This window comes from Desulfarculus baarsii DSM 2075 (assembly GCF_000143965.1).
Taxonomy (GTDB): domain Bacteria; phylum Desulfobacterota; class Desulfarculia; order Desulfarculales; family Desulfarculaceae; genus Desulfarculus; species Desulfarculus baarsii.
Window position 1 is genome coordinate 1,604,574 of the sequence record NC_014365.1, and the last position, 15,606, is coordinate 1,620,179.

At 64.9% G+C, this 15,606-nt stretch carries 15 protein-coding genes; 6 read left to right on the forward strand and 9 right to left on the reverse strand.

The genetic code is table 11. From position 1 onward, the window contains the following. Nucleotides 1–5: 5 nt before the first annotated feature. From DEBA_RS07175 to DEBA_RS07215, 9 genes are all read right to left on the reverse strand, one after another. Nucleotides 6–476 carry a pyridoxamine 5'-phosphate oxidase family protein gene (locus DEBA_RS07175; protein ID WP_013258256.1) on the reverse strand — a complete coding sequence of 157 codons (471 nt, stop codon included), beginning with the start codon at nucleotides 474–476 and terminating at the stop codon, nucleotides 6–8. After that, nucleotides 473–1,603: a tRNA-queuosine alpha-mannosyltransferase domain-containing protein gene (locus tag DEBA_RS18345; protein ID WP_013258257.1), complete on the reverse strand. Its 1,131-nt coding sequence runs from the start codon at nucleotides 1,601–1,603 to the stop codon at nucleotides 473–475. The genes DEBA_RS07175 and DEBA_RS18345 overlap by 4 nt, the downstream gene beginning before the upstream one ends. Nucleotides 1,604–1,620: 17 nt before the next feature. Continuing rightward, entirely contained in the window at nucleotides 1,621–2,427 is an 807-nt protein-coding gene (locus DEBA_RS07185) for an LbetaH domain-containing protein (protein WP_013258258.1), read from the reverse strand. Between the two features lie 25 nt (nucleotides 2,428–2,452). Further along, nucleotides 2,453–3,232: an imidazole glycerol phosphate synthase subunit HisF gene (hisF, locus tag DEBA_RS07190; RefSeq protein ID WP_013258259.1), complete on the reverse strand. Its 780-nt coding sequence runs from the start codon at nucleotides 3,230–3,232 to the stop codon at nucleotides 2,453–2,455. Continuing rightward, complete coding sequence (hisH, locus tag DEBA_RS07195) at nucleotides 3,222–3,869, reverse strand: imidazole glycerol phosphate synthase subunit HisH (RefSeq protein ID WP_013258260.1); 648 nt, start codon at nucleotides 3,867–3,869, stop codon at nucleotides 3,222–3,224. Before hisH ends, hisF begins: the two co-directional genes overlap by 11 nt. Nucleotides 3,870–3,890: 21 nt before the next feature. Then, the gene (locus tag DEBA_RS07200) at nucleotides 3,891–4,634 is read right to left on the reverse strand and encodes a tetratricopeptide repeat protein (protein ID WP_013258261.1); all 744 of its coding nucleotides are present in this window, start codon (nucleotides 4,632–4,634) and stop codon (nucleotides 3,891–3,893) included. A 15-nt stretch (nucleotides 4,635–4,649) separates the two neighbouring features. Further along, complete coding sequence (locus DEBA_RS07205) at nucleotides 4,650–5,282, reverse strand: CDP-alcohol phosphatidyltransferase family protein (protein WP_013258262.1); 633 nt, start codon at nucleotides 5,280–5,282, stop codon at nucleotides 4,650–4,652. Between the two features lie 111 nt (nucleotides 5,283–5,393). Beyond that, nucleotides 5,394–7,286 (reverse strand): tRNA uridine-5-carboxymethylaminomethyl(34) synthesis enzyme MnmG, encoded by a 1,893-nt coding sequence (gene mnmG, locus DEBA_RS07210; RefSeq protein WP_013258263.1) that lies wholly within the window; start codon nucleotides 7,284–7,286, stop codon nucleotides 5,394–5,396. Continuing rightward, on the reverse strand, nucleotides 7,283–8,095 hold the full coding sequence (locus DEBA_RS07215; protein ID WP_013258264.1) for an ElyC/SanA/YdcF family protein: 813 nt from the start codon (nucleotides 8,093–8,095) through the stop codon (nucleotides 7,283–7,285). Before DEBA_RS07215 ends, mnmG begins: the two co-directional genes overlap by 4 nt. Before the next feature lie 648 nt (nucleotides 8,096–8,743). Between DEBA_RS07215 and DEBA_RS16950 the strand changes: the two genes are divergently transcribed. The 6 genes from DEBA_RS16950 to DEBA_RS07245 are packed head-to-tail and all read left to right on the forward strand — an operon-like array spanning nucleotide 8,744 to nucleotide 15,592. Continuing rightward, nucleotides 8,744–9,376 (forward strand): H+transporting two-sector ATPase E subunit, encoded by a 633-nt coding sequence (locus tag DEBA_RS16950; protein ID WP_013258265.1) that lies wholly within the window; start codon nucleotides 8,744–8,746, stop codon nucleotides 9,374–9,376. Further along, on the forward strand, nucleotides 9,373–10,134 hold the full coding sequence (locus tag DEBA_RS07225) for a DUF2764 family protein (RefSeq protein ID WP_013258266.1): 762 nt from the start codon (nucleotides 9,373–9,375) through the stop codon (nucleotides 10,132–10,134). Before DEBA_RS16950 ends, DEBA_RS07225 begins: the two co-directional genes overlap by 4 nt. 1 nt (nucleotide 10,135) lies before the next feature. Next, the gene (locus DEBA_RS07230) at nucleotides 10,136–11,881 is read left to right on the forward strand and encodes a V-type ATP synthase subunit A (RefSeq protein ID WP_013258267.1); all 1,746 of its coding nucleotides are present in this window, start codon (nucleotides 10,136–10,138) and stop codon (nucleotides 11,879–11,881) included. Nucleotides 11,882–11,884: 3 nt separating this feature from the next. Beyond that, a complete protein-coding gene (locus DEBA_RS07235) occupies nucleotides 11,885–13,204 on the forward strand; it encodes a V-type ATP synthase subunit B (RefSeq protein ID WP_013258268.1) in 1,320 nt (439 codons plus the stop codon). 4 nt (nucleotides 13,205–13,208) lie between these two features. Then, nucleotides 13,209–13,823 (forward strand): V-type ATP synthase subunit D, encoded by a 615-nt coding sequence (locus tag DEBA_RS07240; protein ID WP_013258269.1) that lies wholly within the window; start codon nucleotides 13,209–13,211, stop codon nucleotides 13,821–13,823. After that, on the forward strand, nucleotides 13,820–15,592 hold the full coding sequence (locus tag DEBA_RS07245; protein WP_013258270.1) for a V-type ATP synthase subunit I: 1,773 nt from the start codon (nucleotides 13,820–13,822) through the stop codon (nucleotides 15,590–15,592). The genes DEBA_RS07240 and DEBA_RS07245 overlap by 4 nt, the downstream gene beginning before the upstream one ends. Nucleotides 15,593–15,606 lie beyond the last annotated feature (14 nt).

The following is a 15,606-nucleotide window of genomic DNA, read 5'->3' on the forward strand; positions in this document are numbered from 1 at the left end:
CCGCCTCAGGCCAGGTTGGCCTTGGCCGTCAGCGACTCCACCTCTATGCGCAGCACCAGGGCCAACGCCATCTTTTCGGGCGGGAAATCCGGCCGCGCCTCGGGGTCGTAGTGGGCGACGATGGCCGCCAGGCCGGCCTGCTTCTCGGCCGGATCATCCACCACCACCGCCCGGCCAAAGCCGATCACGCTGCGATAGCGCCAATCCCACTGGCATGGCGTGGGGCCAGGCGCGGGCTCGGCCAGGCTGGTGACCTCGAAACAGACCCGGGGGTTGGCGGCGATGAAATCGATCTTCAGGCCCTGACGGCCGGTGTGAACGTAGAGCCGCTGACCCAGGCGGCCGAAATTCAGCGGCGTGACATAGGGCTGGCCGTCGCGGCACATGGCCAGGCGCAAGACCGGGGCCTGGTCGAGGATGGCCTCGATCCGGGCCTGGTCGGTGATCTGTTTGTGGGGCTTTCGCATGGCGATCATCGGCCGACAACCTCCGTGATCAGTTGGCGCCAGGCCCCGGCCTGGGCGCGCCAGGTGAACGACTGGGCCAGCGGCCGCCAGTCTTCGGCCCTGACCGAGGCGGGCCGGGCCATCAACACGGCCAGGGCCGGGGCCAGTTGGCCCGGTTGATAACGGCAGCGGGCCGGATAAAGCTCGGGATAGACCAGCGCGTCGGGAACCAGGGGCATGCAGCCGGCCCAGACCGCCTCGGCCACCGACAACCCGAAATATTCCTGGCGGGCCGTGCTGACGACGACGTCGGCCCAGCCCAGCCAGCGCCAATAATCCTCGCGCCTATCTTGCGGGCCGATGTGGGCCAGGCGCTCGCCCAGCCGGTCGGCGGCCTGATCGAAGACCTTGGGCCAAGCCGCCGGGCGGGGGCCCATGATCGCCGCGTGAAAGTCCAGGCCCTGATCGGCCAGGGCGAACAGGGCGGCGAACAGCTCCTCGGGGCCCTTGTCGTGCTCCCAGCGATGATTCCACAGCAGGCGCAGCCGCCCGGCGCGCGGCCCTTGGCGAGCGGCCAGGGCCGGGGCCGCCTCGGCGTCCTCGACGGGCACGGGCAGGGCCAGGCTCTTTTGGGCCAGCTCATCCACCAGGCCCTGGGGAATCATGTCGGGCAGGCGGGCCAGGGTATTCCGGGCCGCCTCCAGGAACTGCCGCCGGTGAAACTGGGAGTTGAAGGCCACCCGCCGCGCGGCCTTGGCCGTGGCCAGGTTGCTGAAGGCCAGGTAGAGGTCGCGGCGACGCAGATTTTCATCGGCCGCGCCGGGGGCGGGGTAGGCCAGTTGATTTTCGTGAAACACGGCCAGGGCCGGCGTGTTGGCCAGGGCCGGGGCCAGGCCGCGCAGTTCGGCCAGGCCCAGCATCGATGAGCAAACCAGGCCGTCCCAGGGCTGGGACAGGGCCGCGGCGGCTTCCTGGGCCAGGAACAGCGCCGCCCCGCGCATGCGCCAGCGGAAATGCCGTCCCGGCAGGCCCAGGAGCGTCCAGCGGGCGGGGACGTGGGCCATGAGCCCCTGGGCAAAGGCCCGGTGGCTGGCCGTCAGATAGGGCTCGACAAACAGCAGGCGCGGGCCGCTTTGGCCAGACCGCGTTGCCTGCAACGGCGATGCGGCCAAACTCAGCGGATGATCGCGCGCGGCTTGTAATAGCCGCCGGCCACCGAGACGCAGGGGGCCACCATGCAGCGCCGGCCCAGGATCACGCCGGGGTTGGTCACGCTGTTGCAGCCGGTTTCGCAGCCGTCGCCCATGATCGCCCCGAACTTGCGGCGCTGCACGACGTGGGTCTGTTCGCCCACCACCAGGCGGTGGGGCCGGTCGACTATCTTGAGGTTGGCCAACTTGGTGCCCGCGCCCAGGTTGCAGTCGCGGCCCAGGATCGAATCGCCCAGATAGGCGAAATGGCCGGCCTTGGCCCCGTCCAGCATGGCCGCGTTTTTCAACTCGGTAGCGTGGCCGACCACGCAGCCGGCCCCCACCAGGGCCGCGCCGCGGATGTAGGCGCCCTGACGCACCTCGGCGCCGGGGCCGAGGTGACAAGGCCCCTTGAGCAGCGCGCCGGGCTCGACCTTGACGCCGGGGGCCAGGTGGATGTCGTCGCTCATGATCGCCGCGCCGGCGTGGACCACCACCGCGTCGTAGACCTTGCAGCCGGCCAACTCCACGCACATGCCGCCCTTGGTCGGGTCGCCGCCCAGCAGGCAGAAGTTGTCCTCGTAGACCGTGCCCCGGTGCAGCACCACCGTGATGGGCATGACCTCGCCGAAGCTGACGCGCAGCACGCGACCGGTGTGGCCGTCGCGCTCGGCCAGTTGGGCGGAGAGGTTTTGGATGCGGTCCAACGCCAGCCAGACTTGGTCGAGGCCGTCGAAGAGCTGGGCGTGGGTCAATCCTTCAAGGTTGAAAAGGTCGGCCGGAGCGATCATGGCTTTTCCCCTCGCTGACGGCGGCCTACCAGTGGCCGCGCACCTTGACGCCTTGGGCGGCAAGGTAGGTTTTGATTTGGGCGATGGTGTAGTGGCCGTAGTGGGTCATGGAGGCGATCAGCGCCGCGTCGGCGTGGGCCTGGAGCAGCACGTCGGCCAGATGCCGTGGCTCGCCGGCGCCGCCCGAGGCGATGACCGGGATGGTCACGGCCTGGCTGATCAGGCGGGTCAGGTCCAGTTCGTAGCCCTGGCGGGTGCCGTCGGCGTCGATGCTGTTGAGGCAGATCTCGCCGGCGCCCAGATCCTGGGCCTGGCGAGCCCATTGCACGGCGTCGAGGCCCATGCGCTTGCGCCCGCCGTGGATGACGATCTCGTAACCGCTGGGTATTTGGGGTGTTTTATCCACCCGCAGCACGTCCATGCCCAGCACCACGCACTGGTTGCCAAAGCGCTTGGCCCCCTCGCCGATGATATCGGGATTCTTGACGGCCTGGGAGTTGACGCTGATCTTCTCGGCCCCGGCGGCCAAAACGTCGTACATGTCGTTCAGCCCGGCCAGGCCGCCGCCCACCGAAAAGGGGATGAAGATCGTCTCGGCCACTCGCCGCACCACCTCCAGCATGATGCCGCGGCGTTCGTGGCTGGCGGTGATGTCGTAGAAGACCAGTTCGTCGGCCCCTTGCTCGTAATAAAAGGCGGCCATCTCCACGGGATCGCCGATGTCGACGTTGCCCTCGAACTTTATGCCCTTGGTCAACTTGCCGTCGCGTACGTCCAGGCAGGGGATGATGCGCTTAGATAGCATCGGCGGCCTCCTTGCCGTCCCAGGCGATGAAATTGCGCAGGATTTGCAGGCCCGGCCGGCCCGATTTTTCCGGGTGGAACTGCATGGCCACCAGGTTGTCGCGGGCCACCACCGAGGCGAAATCGCGGCCGTGGAAGGTCTGGCCGACAATGTCCTCGGCCCTGGCCGGGGCCGGGTGATAGGAGTGCACGAAATAAAACTCGGCGTCGGCGGGCACGCCGGCGAAAACCGGGTGCGGCCGCAGCAAACGCACGCTGTTCCAGCCCATGTGGGGGATCTTGATGGCCCGGCCGTCCTCGTCGGTCAGCCCGTCGGCGAAACGGATGGTCTGGCCGGGCAGCAGGCCCAGGCAGACGGCGTCGCCTTCCTCGCTGGACTCGAAGATGATCTGGGTGCCCAGGCAGATGCCCATGATCGGTTTGCCGGCGGCCAGGGCCTGGCGCAGGGCCCGGTCCAGGCCCAGACGGCGCATGCTTTCGGCGGCCGAGCCGGCCGCGCCCACGCCGGGGAAAATCACCCGCTCGGCGTCGGCGATGCGCGCCAGATCCTGGGTGATCAGGCAGTCGGCCCCCAACCCGCGCAAGGCCCGCTCGACGCTGGTCAGGTTGCCGGCTTCATAGTTTATGATGGCGATCATCGATGTGCTCCAGAAGCGGCCTCAGCGGCCTTTTTTTTCCAGGGCGGCCAGCAGAACCTTGGCCTCGGGCATGTTGGGGTTGAGCTTGAGCGCCCGGTCCAGGGCTGCTTTGCCCTTTTCCACCAGGCCGCCGTCGATCAGCGCCCGCCCCAGGTTGAACCACAGGTTTTCGTCGTAGCGTTCGATCTGCAGGGCCTTGTGGTAATGCTTGACCGCCTCGGCGAACATGCCCAGCTTGCGCAGTTGCATGCCAAACTCATTGAAAATATGCTTGTGCCGCGGGTCCAGCAGGGCGTCGATCTCCACCAGCTTCTTGAACTGCTCCTTGGCCTTCTCGGGCTCGCCCATGGCCACGTAGGTCTGGCCCAGGCCGAAGTTGGCCCGCACGTTCTGCTCGTCGACCTTCAGCGAGCGATTGAACTCGTATTCGGCCGAAAGGAACTCCTGCTCGGCCAGATGGCGCTCGGCCCGGGCCGAGTGGCGGTCGGCCTGGCGTTCCTTGGGGCTAAGTTGCTCCGGGTGGAAATCCGGCACATGCCGAAAGCGCTTGGCGAATTCGGCCAGGTCCACGGTCTCTTTGTAGCCGCTGGGCTGGTGGTTCATGTCCAGCAACTCCAGCATGACCATGCCGCCGTCCTTGGGGTGGGCCACCCAATAGGTTTCGATGACGGAGTTGCGCTCGGTGTCGCCGGTGCCCACCTTGCCCTGGTGTTTTTCTAGATAGATGTCGCCGTCCTTGGGGATGGGCGCGCCTTCACTAGCCATTTCGGCCCCTCGTGGTCAGTTCCACTGTTCCTTGAACCAGTCGTAAGTGTAGCGCGCGAAGGCGATCCAGCCCAGGACCACCGCCAGCCACACGCCAAAGGCGCCAAAGCCCAAGCCAAAGGGCCAGTCCAACAACGCGCCCAACATCATGAAGGCCATGCCCCAGGCCAGCGCGCCAAATTTCCACTTGCCCCAGACATTGGCCCGCACCTTGGGCAGGGGCGTGATCGGCCGGCCCTGGAAACGTCGACGTAGCACGTGCAGGATCGGCAGCAGCAGCGCGTGGCCCTCGGCGGCCAAGACCAGCGCCAGCGGCAGCGTCGGCAACACCCCCCGCCGCCAAAGGATGAAGCCCACCACCGCGCCCAGGATCTTGTCGGCCAAGGGGTCGAGATAAGAGCCCAACTGGGTGATTTGCCCTCGTTGCCGGGCCACCGCGCCGTCGACGAAATCGCTCATGCCCGCGCAAAAGCCCATCACCAGCACCCACCACAGACTGGCCGCGAAAACATCGACCAGCAGGATGCACAGCGTCATGCAGATGCGCATGATTGTGAGCATGTTGGGGCTGATCCACATCGGGACCATGGCCGCCACGCCGGCTTGCAGGCCGGTGTTGCCCACGTGGTTTTTCTTGCGCTGGATCACCGGGCCGCCCCATCAAAAAACCGCGCCGCCCCGCAAGGCGGATCACGACGATAATCAAATAGTTGCCAGATGGAGGAATATAGCGCAAACCCGGACCGCGCACAAGCCCATTCAATCGCCGCGCCCTTGCAGACGCGTGGCGTGCAAGCTGACGATGGCCAGCGCCGCCGGGGTCACGCCGCTGATGCGTCCGGCCTGGCCGATGTTGGCCGGCCGCACGCGGGCCAGCTTTTCCACCACCTCGCGGCTGAGGCCGGGAATCTGGGCGTAGTCCAACTCCGGCGGGATGACCTGGGCCTCCCTGGCCCGGAACAACTCCACCTGCTGACGTTCCTGCTCCACGTAGCCGGCGTAGCTGGCCTCGATCCGCAACTGTTCGGCCACCTCTGGCGGCAGCGTGGTCAAGGGCTCCAACGCCGGGTCCAGGCGGGCCAGCATGGCCAGGTCCATGCCCGGTCGGCGCAGCACCTGGGCCGCCGAAAGCGGCCGGCTCAGCGCGCCGGTGTCCAATTCGGACAAGGCCTCCAGCACCTGGCGGCTGGGATTGACGCGCACGGCATCCAACAACTGGCGGGCCTGGCCCAGGGCCGCCTGCTTGGCCGAAAACGCCGCCCAACGCTCGTCGTCGACCAGGCCCACCGCCCGGCCCAGCTCGGTCAGGCGCAGGTCGGCGTTGTCCTCGCGCAGGCTCAGGCGATACTCGGCCCGCGAGGTGAACATGCGGTAGGGCTCGCGGGTGCCCTTGGTGATCAGGTCATCAACCAAGACGGCCATGTAGGCCTGGGAGCGGTCGGGCGCGAAGGCCCCCTCGCCGCGCACGGCCAGGGCCGCGTTGATCCCGGCCCACAGGCCCTGGGCGGCGGCCTCCTCGTAGCCGCTGGTGCCGTTGATCTGGCCAGCCAGGTAGAGCCCCGGCGCGATCTTGGACTCCAGGGTCGGCTTGAGGTCCTGGGGGTCGGCGTAATCGTATTCGATGGCGTAGCCGGGGCGCACGATGAAGGCGTTTTCGCAGCCGGGCAGGCTGTGGACCATGGCCTCCTGCACGGCCAGGGGCAGGGAGGTGGGGATGCCGTTGGGGTAGATCAGGCCGCTGTCCAGGCCCTGGGGCTCCAGGAAAATTTGGTGGCTCTCGCGCTGGGGAAAGCGCACCACCTTGTCCTCGATCGACGGACAATAGCGCGCGCCCACGCCCGTGATCACCCCGGCGTACATCGGCGATTCATGCAGACCGCCGCGGATGATCCGGTGGGTGCGTTCGGTGGTGTGGGTGATCCAGCAGGGCCGCTGCTCCAGCGTGGGGCCTTGGCTCAGAAAGCTGAACATGCGCGGCGTTTCGTCGCCGGGCTGGGCGGGCAGGCTGGCCAGATCGACGCTGCGGGCGTCGAGGCGGGGGCAGGTGCCGGTCTTGAGCCGGCCCAGGTTCAGGCCCAGGGCGCGCAGTTGGTCGGAGAGGGCGTTGGCGGCCGGGTCGCCCATGCGGCCGGCGGGCCAGTTTTTCAGGCCCACGTGGATCAGCCCGCGCAAAAACGTGCCGGTGGTCAGCACCACGGCCCGGGCGCTCACGCTCTGGCCGCGATCGGTGATCACGCCGCCGACGCGGCCGCTTTGCACGATCAGGCCGCGGGCCTTGGCGTCGAGCACCCACAGGCGCGGCTGATTGAGAATGACCTTGCGCATGCGCCGGGGGTAGCGATCCATGTCCACCTGGGCGCGGCTGGACCAGACGGCCGGGCCCTTGCCCTGGTTGAGCAGACGGAACTGAATGCCCGTGGCGTCGGTGTTTTTGGCCATTTCGCCGCCGAGGGCGTCGATTTCGCGCACCAGGTGGCCCTTGGCCAGGCCGCCCACGGCGGGGTTGCAACTCAGGGCGGCCAGGTGCTCCAAATTGATGGTGATCAAAAGCGTCTGGCGGCCCATGCGCGCGGCGGCCAAGGCGGCCTCACAGCCGGCGTGCCCACCGCCGACGACGATCACCTCGAAGCGCTCGGGGGGGAGCGCGATCACGACGCGTCCGCCGCGCGCGGCCGCTCGGCGGCCCAGAAATCGTGCAGCCAGGCCCACATCAGGCCCAGATATTCATAGATGGCGTCTTGGGACATCAGCAGGCCCTGGGCCTGGGGCATGAAGCGGCGATAGGCCGGGTCATCGCCCGTGGCGCAGCGAAAATCGGCCGGGGCGGGCAGGGGCCGCAGACCCTGGGCGCGAAACATGGTCAGGGCCCTTGGCATGTGCGCGGCCGAAGTGACCAGGGCGAAGGGCCGCGCGCCCAGGTCGCGGGCCAGGATGGCGGCCTGGTCGGCGGTGTCGCGGGAGGCCTCGTCGACGACGATGGAGGCCGAGGGCGCTCCCAGGCGCGTGGCCATCTCGGCCATGTCGGCGGCCACGCTGCTGCGGCCGTCGCTGGCCTCGCCCGAGAAAATCAGCCTGGCCCCGGGCACGCCCCGCCACAGGCGCACGCCCTCGGCCACGCGGCGCAGCGACGCCGCCGAAAGGCGATCGGCGGCCGAGAGTTCACCGGCCTGCTGGGCGCCGCCCAGCACCACGATATCCATGGCCCCGGCGGCCATCAGCGCCATGGGCTGGGCGTATGGCCCGGCCTGGCGCTCCAGCGGGGCCAATAGCGCCCGGCCCGTGGCCGGCAGGGAGAGGGCGGCCAACAGCGCCCCGGCCAGCAGGATGAGCGTCAGGCCTCGCCGCCGCTTGCCGGGCCACGGCAGATGGAGCGCCCCCGTCAGCCACAGCAGGCAGACCAGCCCGACCGGCAGCAAAAGCAGCCCCGCGATTTTTTTCAGCGAGAAAAGCACATCGGCCATGCAAAGCCCCGCATGTGGTTGCGCGCCTCGAGGGCCTAACCATACCACGAATGGGGCCGGGCGGCCCTAGCGCCGGCGTTGGCGGCTACGCGGGTTCTTGGATTTAATTTTGGATGTGGTGGCCCGGCGGAAAATGCCGCCGAAAGGGAGTTGGCTGATAAAAAAGCCGCCACGGGGTGGTTGGCGTGTGGTTTAATGGGTCGGCGTGACACGGCGGGCCCTGGCCATTTTTTGGGGCGGCGGGCGCTCGTGAAAAAATTCTCTCTTGCGGGTGTATAAGCATATCGCATATTCTTTTCTTGTCAATGGCTGCTCGGATGGGCTCGGCGCGACGATGGCGGCCGTTTTGGCCGGACATTCATGGATCGTTCGAGGCATCTATTTGTAAAGAAAAGCTAAAACGATACCGACGGTGATTGGGCGTGGCGGCCTGGGTATAAGTGCTCATCCAAAAATGGGTAAAACTATTTATGGGGTGGCGGGGGAAAAGGGCATTTTGTGCTTGACGTCGCAAGCTGATGCGCAGACTATATGCCACGTTGATCCAAAGGCAAACACCCCCCATGCCGCGCGGCGGCAGGGAGATGAGCCTTGCCCGCGAGGTGCGGGCGTCGGGGGAGTATGGAATAGCCAGGAGGTTTAGAGGCAATGGCGGATGCCAAATTGCAAGAACTGATCGATGTTCTGCGTAAGCAGGGCGTGGAGAGCGGGGAAGATAGCGCCCGCCAGATCGTGGCCTCGGCCGAGAAGGAGGCCGAGCGGATCCTGGCCCAGGCCCGGACCGAGGCCGAGGCGGTCGTGACCAAGGCGCAGAGCGAGGCCGACAACCTGAAAAAGCGGTTGGAGTCGTCGCTGGAAATCGCCGCGTCGCAGTTTGTAACCAATCTGAAGAGCCAGGTCGAGGAGAGCCTTCTCGTCTTGCCTCTGCGCCAGAAGCTCGACGAGAATCTGGCGGACGAGTCCCTGCTCAAGGGGCTGATCGCCAAGCTGGTGGAGAACTACTCCGCTGGTTCGCCCGAGGACGATATGAAGATCATCCTGGGCAAGGACGCTGGCGAGTCTCTGAAGAGCTACGTGTTGGGCTTGGGCGCCAAGGTCAAGCTCAGCCAGGATCTGGAGTCTTACGGCGCGCGTTACGGGCTCGTCGTCGAGCTTGGCTCCGGCAAGGTGCGCGTGGACTTCACGGACGAGGCGTTTTTGGCCTTGTTCCTGCGGTTTTTGTCGCCGGCCTTCCGCGAGATGTTCCGTAACGTGAAAGTGGGGAAAGCGGCCCAGCAATGAAGTACTACTTCCTGGCCACCTATCTGCCCGAACTCCAGCGCGACGACAAGAAAGTCAGGGTGAGCCTGGCCGAATTGTTGGGCGAGCCCCAGGCTTACGCCCGCGAGGATTGGGCCGATATCGAGCTCGTCCTCTTGGCTGGGGATATCTTCGTCCTGGAACGTTTGTTGACGGGCAAACCCGCCGAGGTGGAACACACGCTTTACGGCGTTGAATTTTGGCGGGAACAGATCAAATCCCCCAAGGAAGGCCCGGCCTTCCTTGTAACGTTTATGGAGCAGCTGGAGCCGGGCCGGCTGGCCAGTCCGAAGGTGGTGGAAGACCTCTACGCCGCCTACTTCAACCACGCCATGGCCACGGCGCGCAACGGTTTGCTGCGCAACTATCTGGCCTTTGAGCGCGATCTGCGCAACATCCTGGCCGCCCTGCGCGCCCGCGAGAAGAATCTGGTCGTGACCGACCATCTGGTGGGCGAGGGCGAGCTGATCGAAAACATCGCCCGCTCGCGAGCCGAGGATTTTGGTCTGGGGGGTGATTACCCCTTCATGGAAAAGTTGCTGGCCGCCAAGGATCCCCAACAGATGCAAGACGCCCACGAGCAGATTTTGTGGAATTTCCTGGACGAGGAGGCGGGGCAGGATCCCTTCGCCTTCGACGCCCTTTTGGCCTATCTGCTCAAGTTGACCATGTTGGAAAAACGGCTGGCCCTCAATGAAGACGAAGCCATGGCTCGGGTCAGGCGATGGGAGGCGCTATAAGATGAACGCCACGGGAAAAGTGTTAGCGGCCTACGGCAACTTGGTCACGGTGCAGTTTGACAGCAACGTGCGCCAGAACGAGGTGGCCTACATAGTCACCGCCGACGGCCGTATGAAAAGCGAAGTAATCCGGGTGCGCGGCGACCAATGTTACGCCCAGGTGTTCGAGGACACTCGCGGCATCAAGGTTGGCGACGCGGTGGAGTTCACCGGCGACCTGCTGGTCGTCGAGTTGGGCCCCGGCATCCTTCAGCAGATCTACGACGGTCTGCAAAACCCCCTGCCCAAGCTTTCGGAGGCCACGGGCCTGTTCCTTAAGCGAGGCGTCTACATCGATCCGCTGGACCGCCAGGTCAAGTGGGACTTCACGCCCAAGGCCAAGGTCGGCGACGTTGTCGGGGCCGGCGACATGTTGGGCAGCGTGCCCGAGGGCAAGTTCGAGCACAAGATCTTCGTGCCCTTCAACTTCATCGGCAAGGCCAAGATCGTCGAGATGGCGGCCAAGGGCGACTACACCGTGGTCGACACCATCGCGGTGGTCGAGGATCAAAGCGGCGCGCGGCAGAATCTGTGCATGATGCAGCGTTGGCCCATCAAGATCGCCCTCAAGGACTACGAGGAGCGTCTGTTGCCGGTGGAGCCCTTGGTCACCGGCTGCCGCATCATCGACTCGTTCTACCCCGTCGCCAAGGGCGGCACGGCCTGCATCCCCGGCCCCTTCGGCTCGGGCAAGACGGTGCTCCAGCAGATCATCAGCCGCTACGCCGACGTGGACGTGATCATCGTCGCGGCCTGCGGCGAGCGTGCCGGCGAGGTCGTCGAGACCCTGCGCGAGTTCCCCCATTTGGAAGACCCCTACACCGGGCGCACACTGATGGAGCGCACGGTCATCATCTGCAACACCTCCTCGATGCCGGTGGCCGCCCGCGAGGCCTCGATCTACACCGCCATCACCATCGGCGAGTACTATCGCCAGATGGGCCTGGACGTGTTGCTGCTGGCCGACTCCACCTCCCGCTGGGCCCAGGCCCTGCGCGAGATGAGCGGCCGTCTGGAAGAGATTCCCGGCGAGGAGGCCTTCCCGGCCTACCTGCAGTCGCGCATCGCCGAGTTTTACGAGCGGGCCGGCTTTGTCCGGCTGAAAAGCGGCGAGACCGGCTCGGTTTCGGTTATCGGCACCGTCTCGCCCGCCGGCGGCAACTTCGAGGAGCCGGTGACCCAGGGCACCCTGGCCGTGGTCGGCGCCTTCCTGGGCCTGACCTGGGCCCGGTCCAACGCCCGCCGCTTCCCGGCCATCGACCCGCTGATCTCGTGGTCCAAGTACCTCGACCAGATGCGCGACAGTCTCGACAAGCTCGATCCGGCTTGGATCGCTTCGGTGGCCAAGGCCCAGCGCATGATCTTCGATGGCAACGAGATCAAAAAACGCATGGACGTCGTCGGCGAGGAAGGCACTTCCATCTCCGACTTCATCATCTATCTGAAGGCGGAGTTCCTGGACTCGGTCTACCTGCAGCAGAACGCCTTTGACAAGGTCGACGCCTACAACACCATGGAGCGTCAGGTCTATACCTTCAAGAAGGTGCTCGAGCTGATGGACAAGGAAATCAAGGTGACCGACAAGGACGAGGCCCGTGACCTCTTCTTCCGCCTGGCCGCCCTGTTCAAGAACATGAACGCCTCGGCCATGCAGAGCGAGGAGTTCGCGAAGTTCGAAAGTCAAATAAACGATTTCATCGGGAGTTAGGCCGTGCGCTCCATAATCACAAAGATCAAGGAGATCACCGGCAACATCGCCACCCTGGAAGCCTCCGGCGTGGGTCTGGGCGAGTTGGCGGTGGTTCAGTCGCCCGGACAAAGCACCCTGGGCCAGGTTATCCGCGTCAACCAGGAAAACGTGACCATCCAGGTCTTCGGCGGCACCAAGGGCATCTCCACCAGCGACCAGGTGCGTTTTCTTGGCCACCCCATGCAGGTGAAGTACGGTCCCTCGCTGATGGGCCGCATCTTCAATGGTTCCGGCGTGCCCATCGACGGCGGCCCCGAGCCGGTCGAGGAGGAGATCGCCATCGGCGGGCCGTCCTTCAACCCGGCCAACCGCATCATCCCCCAGCAGATGATCCGCACCAACATCCCCATGATCGACCTGTTCAACTCGCTGGTGGTCAGCCAGAAGCTGCCCATTTTCTCCATCCCCGGCGAGCCCTACAACCAGCTGCTGGCCCGGGTCGGCATGCAGGCCGAGGCCGACATCATCATCCTGGGCGGCATGGGTCTGAAGTTCGACGACTTCACCTTCTTCAAGCGCACGTTTGAGGAAAGTGGCGTCATGAACCGCGTGATCATGTTCATCCACCAGGCCTCCGACCCGGTGGTCGAGTGCTTGTTGGTGCCGGACATGGCCCTGGCCGTGGCCGAGCGCTTCGCCGAGGCCGGCCAGCGCGTGTTGGTGCTTCTGACCGACATGACCAACTTCGCCGACTCGTTGAAGGAAATCTCCATCTCCATGGAGCAGATCCCCAGCAACCGCGGTTACCCCGGCGACCTTTACTCCCAGTTGGCCAGCCGTTACGAGAAGGCCGTCGACATCGAGGGCGCCGGCGGCATCACCCTGCTGGCCGTGACGACCATGCCCGGCGACGACGTCACCCACCCGGTGCCAGACAACACCGGTTACATCACCGAGGGCCAGTTCTATCTGCGCCACGGCGTCATCGACCCCTTCGGCTCGCTGTCGCGCCTGAAGCAGAACGTGGTCGGCAAGGTCACCCGCAAGGACCACAACGACATCATGAACACCATGATTCGTTTGTATTCCGACTGCCGCGAATCGCGCAACAAGATCGCCATGGGTTTCAAGGTCTCCAAGTGGGACGAAACCCTGCTGGCCTACGGCAAGGACTTCGAAACCGAACTCATGGACCTGAACGTCAACCTGCCCATCGAGCAAGCGCTGGACCGTTGCTGGACCATCCTTGCCCGTCACTTCGACCCGGTGCAGACCGGCTTGAAGCAGGAGTTGGTGGACCAATTCTGGCCCAAGGAGAACAAGGAGGCCCAGGCGGCGTAAAGTTATGGCGGACAAGCCTAAACTCAACAAGACCGCGCTGAAGGGGCAGAGGGACGCACTGTCCAAGTACCAGAAGTTCCTGCCTATTCTGCAACTAAAGAAAATGCAGTTGCAGTTGGTCATCCGGCAATTGGAGCCGGTGGTCGAAAAGCAGCGGCAGGACATGGAACGGGCGGTAGGCGGCATTAAACCCTGGGCCGCGTTGCTGACCGATCAGGCGGCGGACCTCGACGGCCTGCTGGTGGTCAAGGACGTGCTGACCGATCGGGACAACATCGCCGGCGTGGAAGTGCCAGAGTTCCGTGAAGTCACTTTCGAGGAGAAGCCCTACTCCTTGTTCGCCACGCCACCGTGGCTGGACATGGCCGTGGCGGCCTTGCGTCGGCTGATTGCCCTGCGCGAGGAACTGCGCGTGCTGATGGAAAAGGAGCGCATCCTGCGCGAGGAACTGCGGACCACCACCCAGCGGGTCAACCTGTTCGAGAAAAAACTCATCCCGGAACTTAAGGAAAATATCCGCAAGATCAAGATCTTCCTGGGTGACGAGGAGACGTCCGCCGTGGGTCGGGCCAAGTTGGCCAAGGCCAAGCTGGTTCAGCAGCAGGAGGTGGCAAGTTGATCCTTCCCATGACCAAAATAACCTTCCTCGGGTTGGGCTCGCAAAAGGAAGCTTTCCTGAAGCGTTTGCAGGAGGTTGGGGTGACCCACCTGATCCTGCCGGCCGAGACCGAGGAGCCCCAAGAGGTGGCGCGCGAGCTGCAAAAGGTCGGCGACGCCAAGAAGTTCCTGGCCAGGCGCCTGACCGACAAGAAGGCCACGCCCAGCCAGAACGACTACGAGGCCGTCTGCGCCCGGCGCGACGCCCTCGCCCACGAGGAGGCCAGCCTGCAGACGGAGTTGGCCATCCTCAAAAAAGACAAGGCTCTGATGCTGCCCTGGGGCGATTTCGACCCGGCCTCGCTGGGGGCGCTGGAAGCCAAGGGCTTCAAGGCCTACTTCTACCGCCTGGGTCAGTCCGCCTTCGCCGGGCTCGACCTGAGCGGGTTGCATAGCTTCGTCGTTTCCGACACGCCCGGCGAGGTGGCCTTGGTGGTTTTCGGCCAGGCGCAGCCGGAACTGGGCGTTTTGCCCGAAAAACTGCCGGCCAAGGGCCTTTCGCGGATCGAGCGCGAGATCGAGGCGGCCAATCAGCGTCTGACGGCGATTCAGGCCGAATACGCCGAACTGGCTCGTAATCTCAAGACCCTGGAAAAGGCCGAAGCCAGCCTGACCGACGAACTGACTTATCAGCGCGCCGTGCTCAACACCGACGGCGAACTGGGCGATAAGCTGTTCTTGGTGCGCTGCTGGTCGCCCATGGCGGCCGACGAGCTCGTCAAGAAGATAGGGCCGGAGTTCGCGTTCCATCACTACGCCGAGGAACCACAGGAGGGCGACCGCGTGCCGGTGCTGCTCTCCAACAAGCCGGCGTTCGCGCCCGGCGAGGATCTGGTCGGCATCTACAGCCACCCCAATTATTCCGACTTCGACCCCAGTGGTCTGGTGCTGTGGTGCTTCACGATCTTCTACGGCATGATCATCGGCGACGCCGGCTATGGCTCGGTGCTGTTATTGATTAGCGTGCTTCTGCAACTCAAGGTCAAGAGCGAATCGCCCATGTTCAAGCGCATGTTGCGCCTGAGCTACATGCTTTCCTGCTCGACGATCTTCTTCGGGCTGATCTCGGCGTCGTACTTCGGCGTGGCGCTTAGCGACGACAGCCCTCTGAAAAGCATCATGCTGATGGATCTGGGCACCAAAGAGGGCCAGAACCACGTGATGCTGGTCTCGTGCGTGATGGGCATGGTCCACTTGACGGTGGCCCTGCTGATCAAGCTCTACCGGACCAAGGATCTGGCCGCCTTGGGCTGGATTCTCGTGACCTGGGGCGGATATCTGTTATTCGACGGCAAGGTGGCCGGCGGCCCGTACGGCGAGATCGGTCAGTGGACATTGATCGCCGGTTTCGCGCTGGTGCTGTTGTTCACGTCCAACAGCCGCAACGTGATCATCCGCTTGGCGGTGGGCCTCAACGGCGTGTTGGGGGTGGTGCAGTTGTTCGCCGACGTGCTGTCCTACATGCGCCTTTTCGCCCTAGGCCTGGCCACGATGTACATGTGTCAAACCTTCAACTTGCTGGGCGGCATGGTCTTCGACGCCATCCCCTGGGCCTGGTTGGGGGCGTTGCCGGCGGTGTTGGTGCTGGTCATCGGCCACTCGATCAACATCGTGCTGGGCATCATGGGCGGCGTGGTTCACGGACTGCGTCTGAACTTCCTTGAGTGGTATCGCTGGTGCTTCGAGGGTGACGGTCTGCCGTTCAAGCCTTTCCGGCAAGTCGCCAACTGAATGCAATTATAGAG

Excerpts from the sequence above, each read along its gene's own strand:
- DEBA_RS07175 (WP_013258256.1), bottom strand. The coding sequence starts at position 476 with ATGATCGCCATGCGAAAGCCCCACAAACAGATCACCGACCAGGCCCGG.
- DEBA_RS07185 (WP_013258258.1), bottom strand. The coding sequence starts at position 2,427 with ATGATCGCTCCGGCCGACCTTTTCAACCTTGAAGGATTGACCCACGCC.
- hisF (WP_013258259.1), bottom strand. The coding sequence starts at position 3,232 with ATGCTATCTAAGCGCATCATCCCCTGCCTGGACGTACGCGACGGCAAG.
- hisH (WP_013258260.1), bottom strand. The coding sequence starts at position 3,869 with ATGATCGCCATCATAAACTATGAAGCCGGCAACCTGACCAGCGTCGAG.
- DEBA_RS07200 (WP_013258261.1), bottom strand. The coding sequence starts at position 4,634 with ATGGCTAGTGAAGGCGCGCCCATCCCCAAGGACGGCGACATCTATCTA.
- DEBA_RS07215 (WP_013258264.1), bottom strand. The coding sequence starts at position 8,095 with ATGGCCGATGTGCTTTTCTCGCTGAAAAAAATCGCGGGGCTGCTTTTG.
- DEBA_RS16950 (WP_013258265.1), top strand. The coding sequence starts at position 8,744 with ATGGCGGATGCCAAATTGCAAGAACTGATCGATGTTCTGCGTAAGCAG.
- DEBA_RS07225 (WP_013258266.1), top strand. The coding sequence starts at position 9,373 with ATGAAGTACTACTTCCTGGCCACCTATCTGCCCGAACTCCAGCGCGAC.
- DEBA_RS07230 (WP_013258267.1), top strand. The coding sequence starts at position 10,136 with ATGAACGCCACGGGAAAAGTGTTAGCGGCCTACGGCAACTTGGTCACG.
- DEBA_RS07240 (WP_013258269.1), top strand. The coding sequence starts at position 13,209 with ATGGCGGACAAGCCTAAACTCAACAAGACCGCGCTGAAGGGGCAGAGG.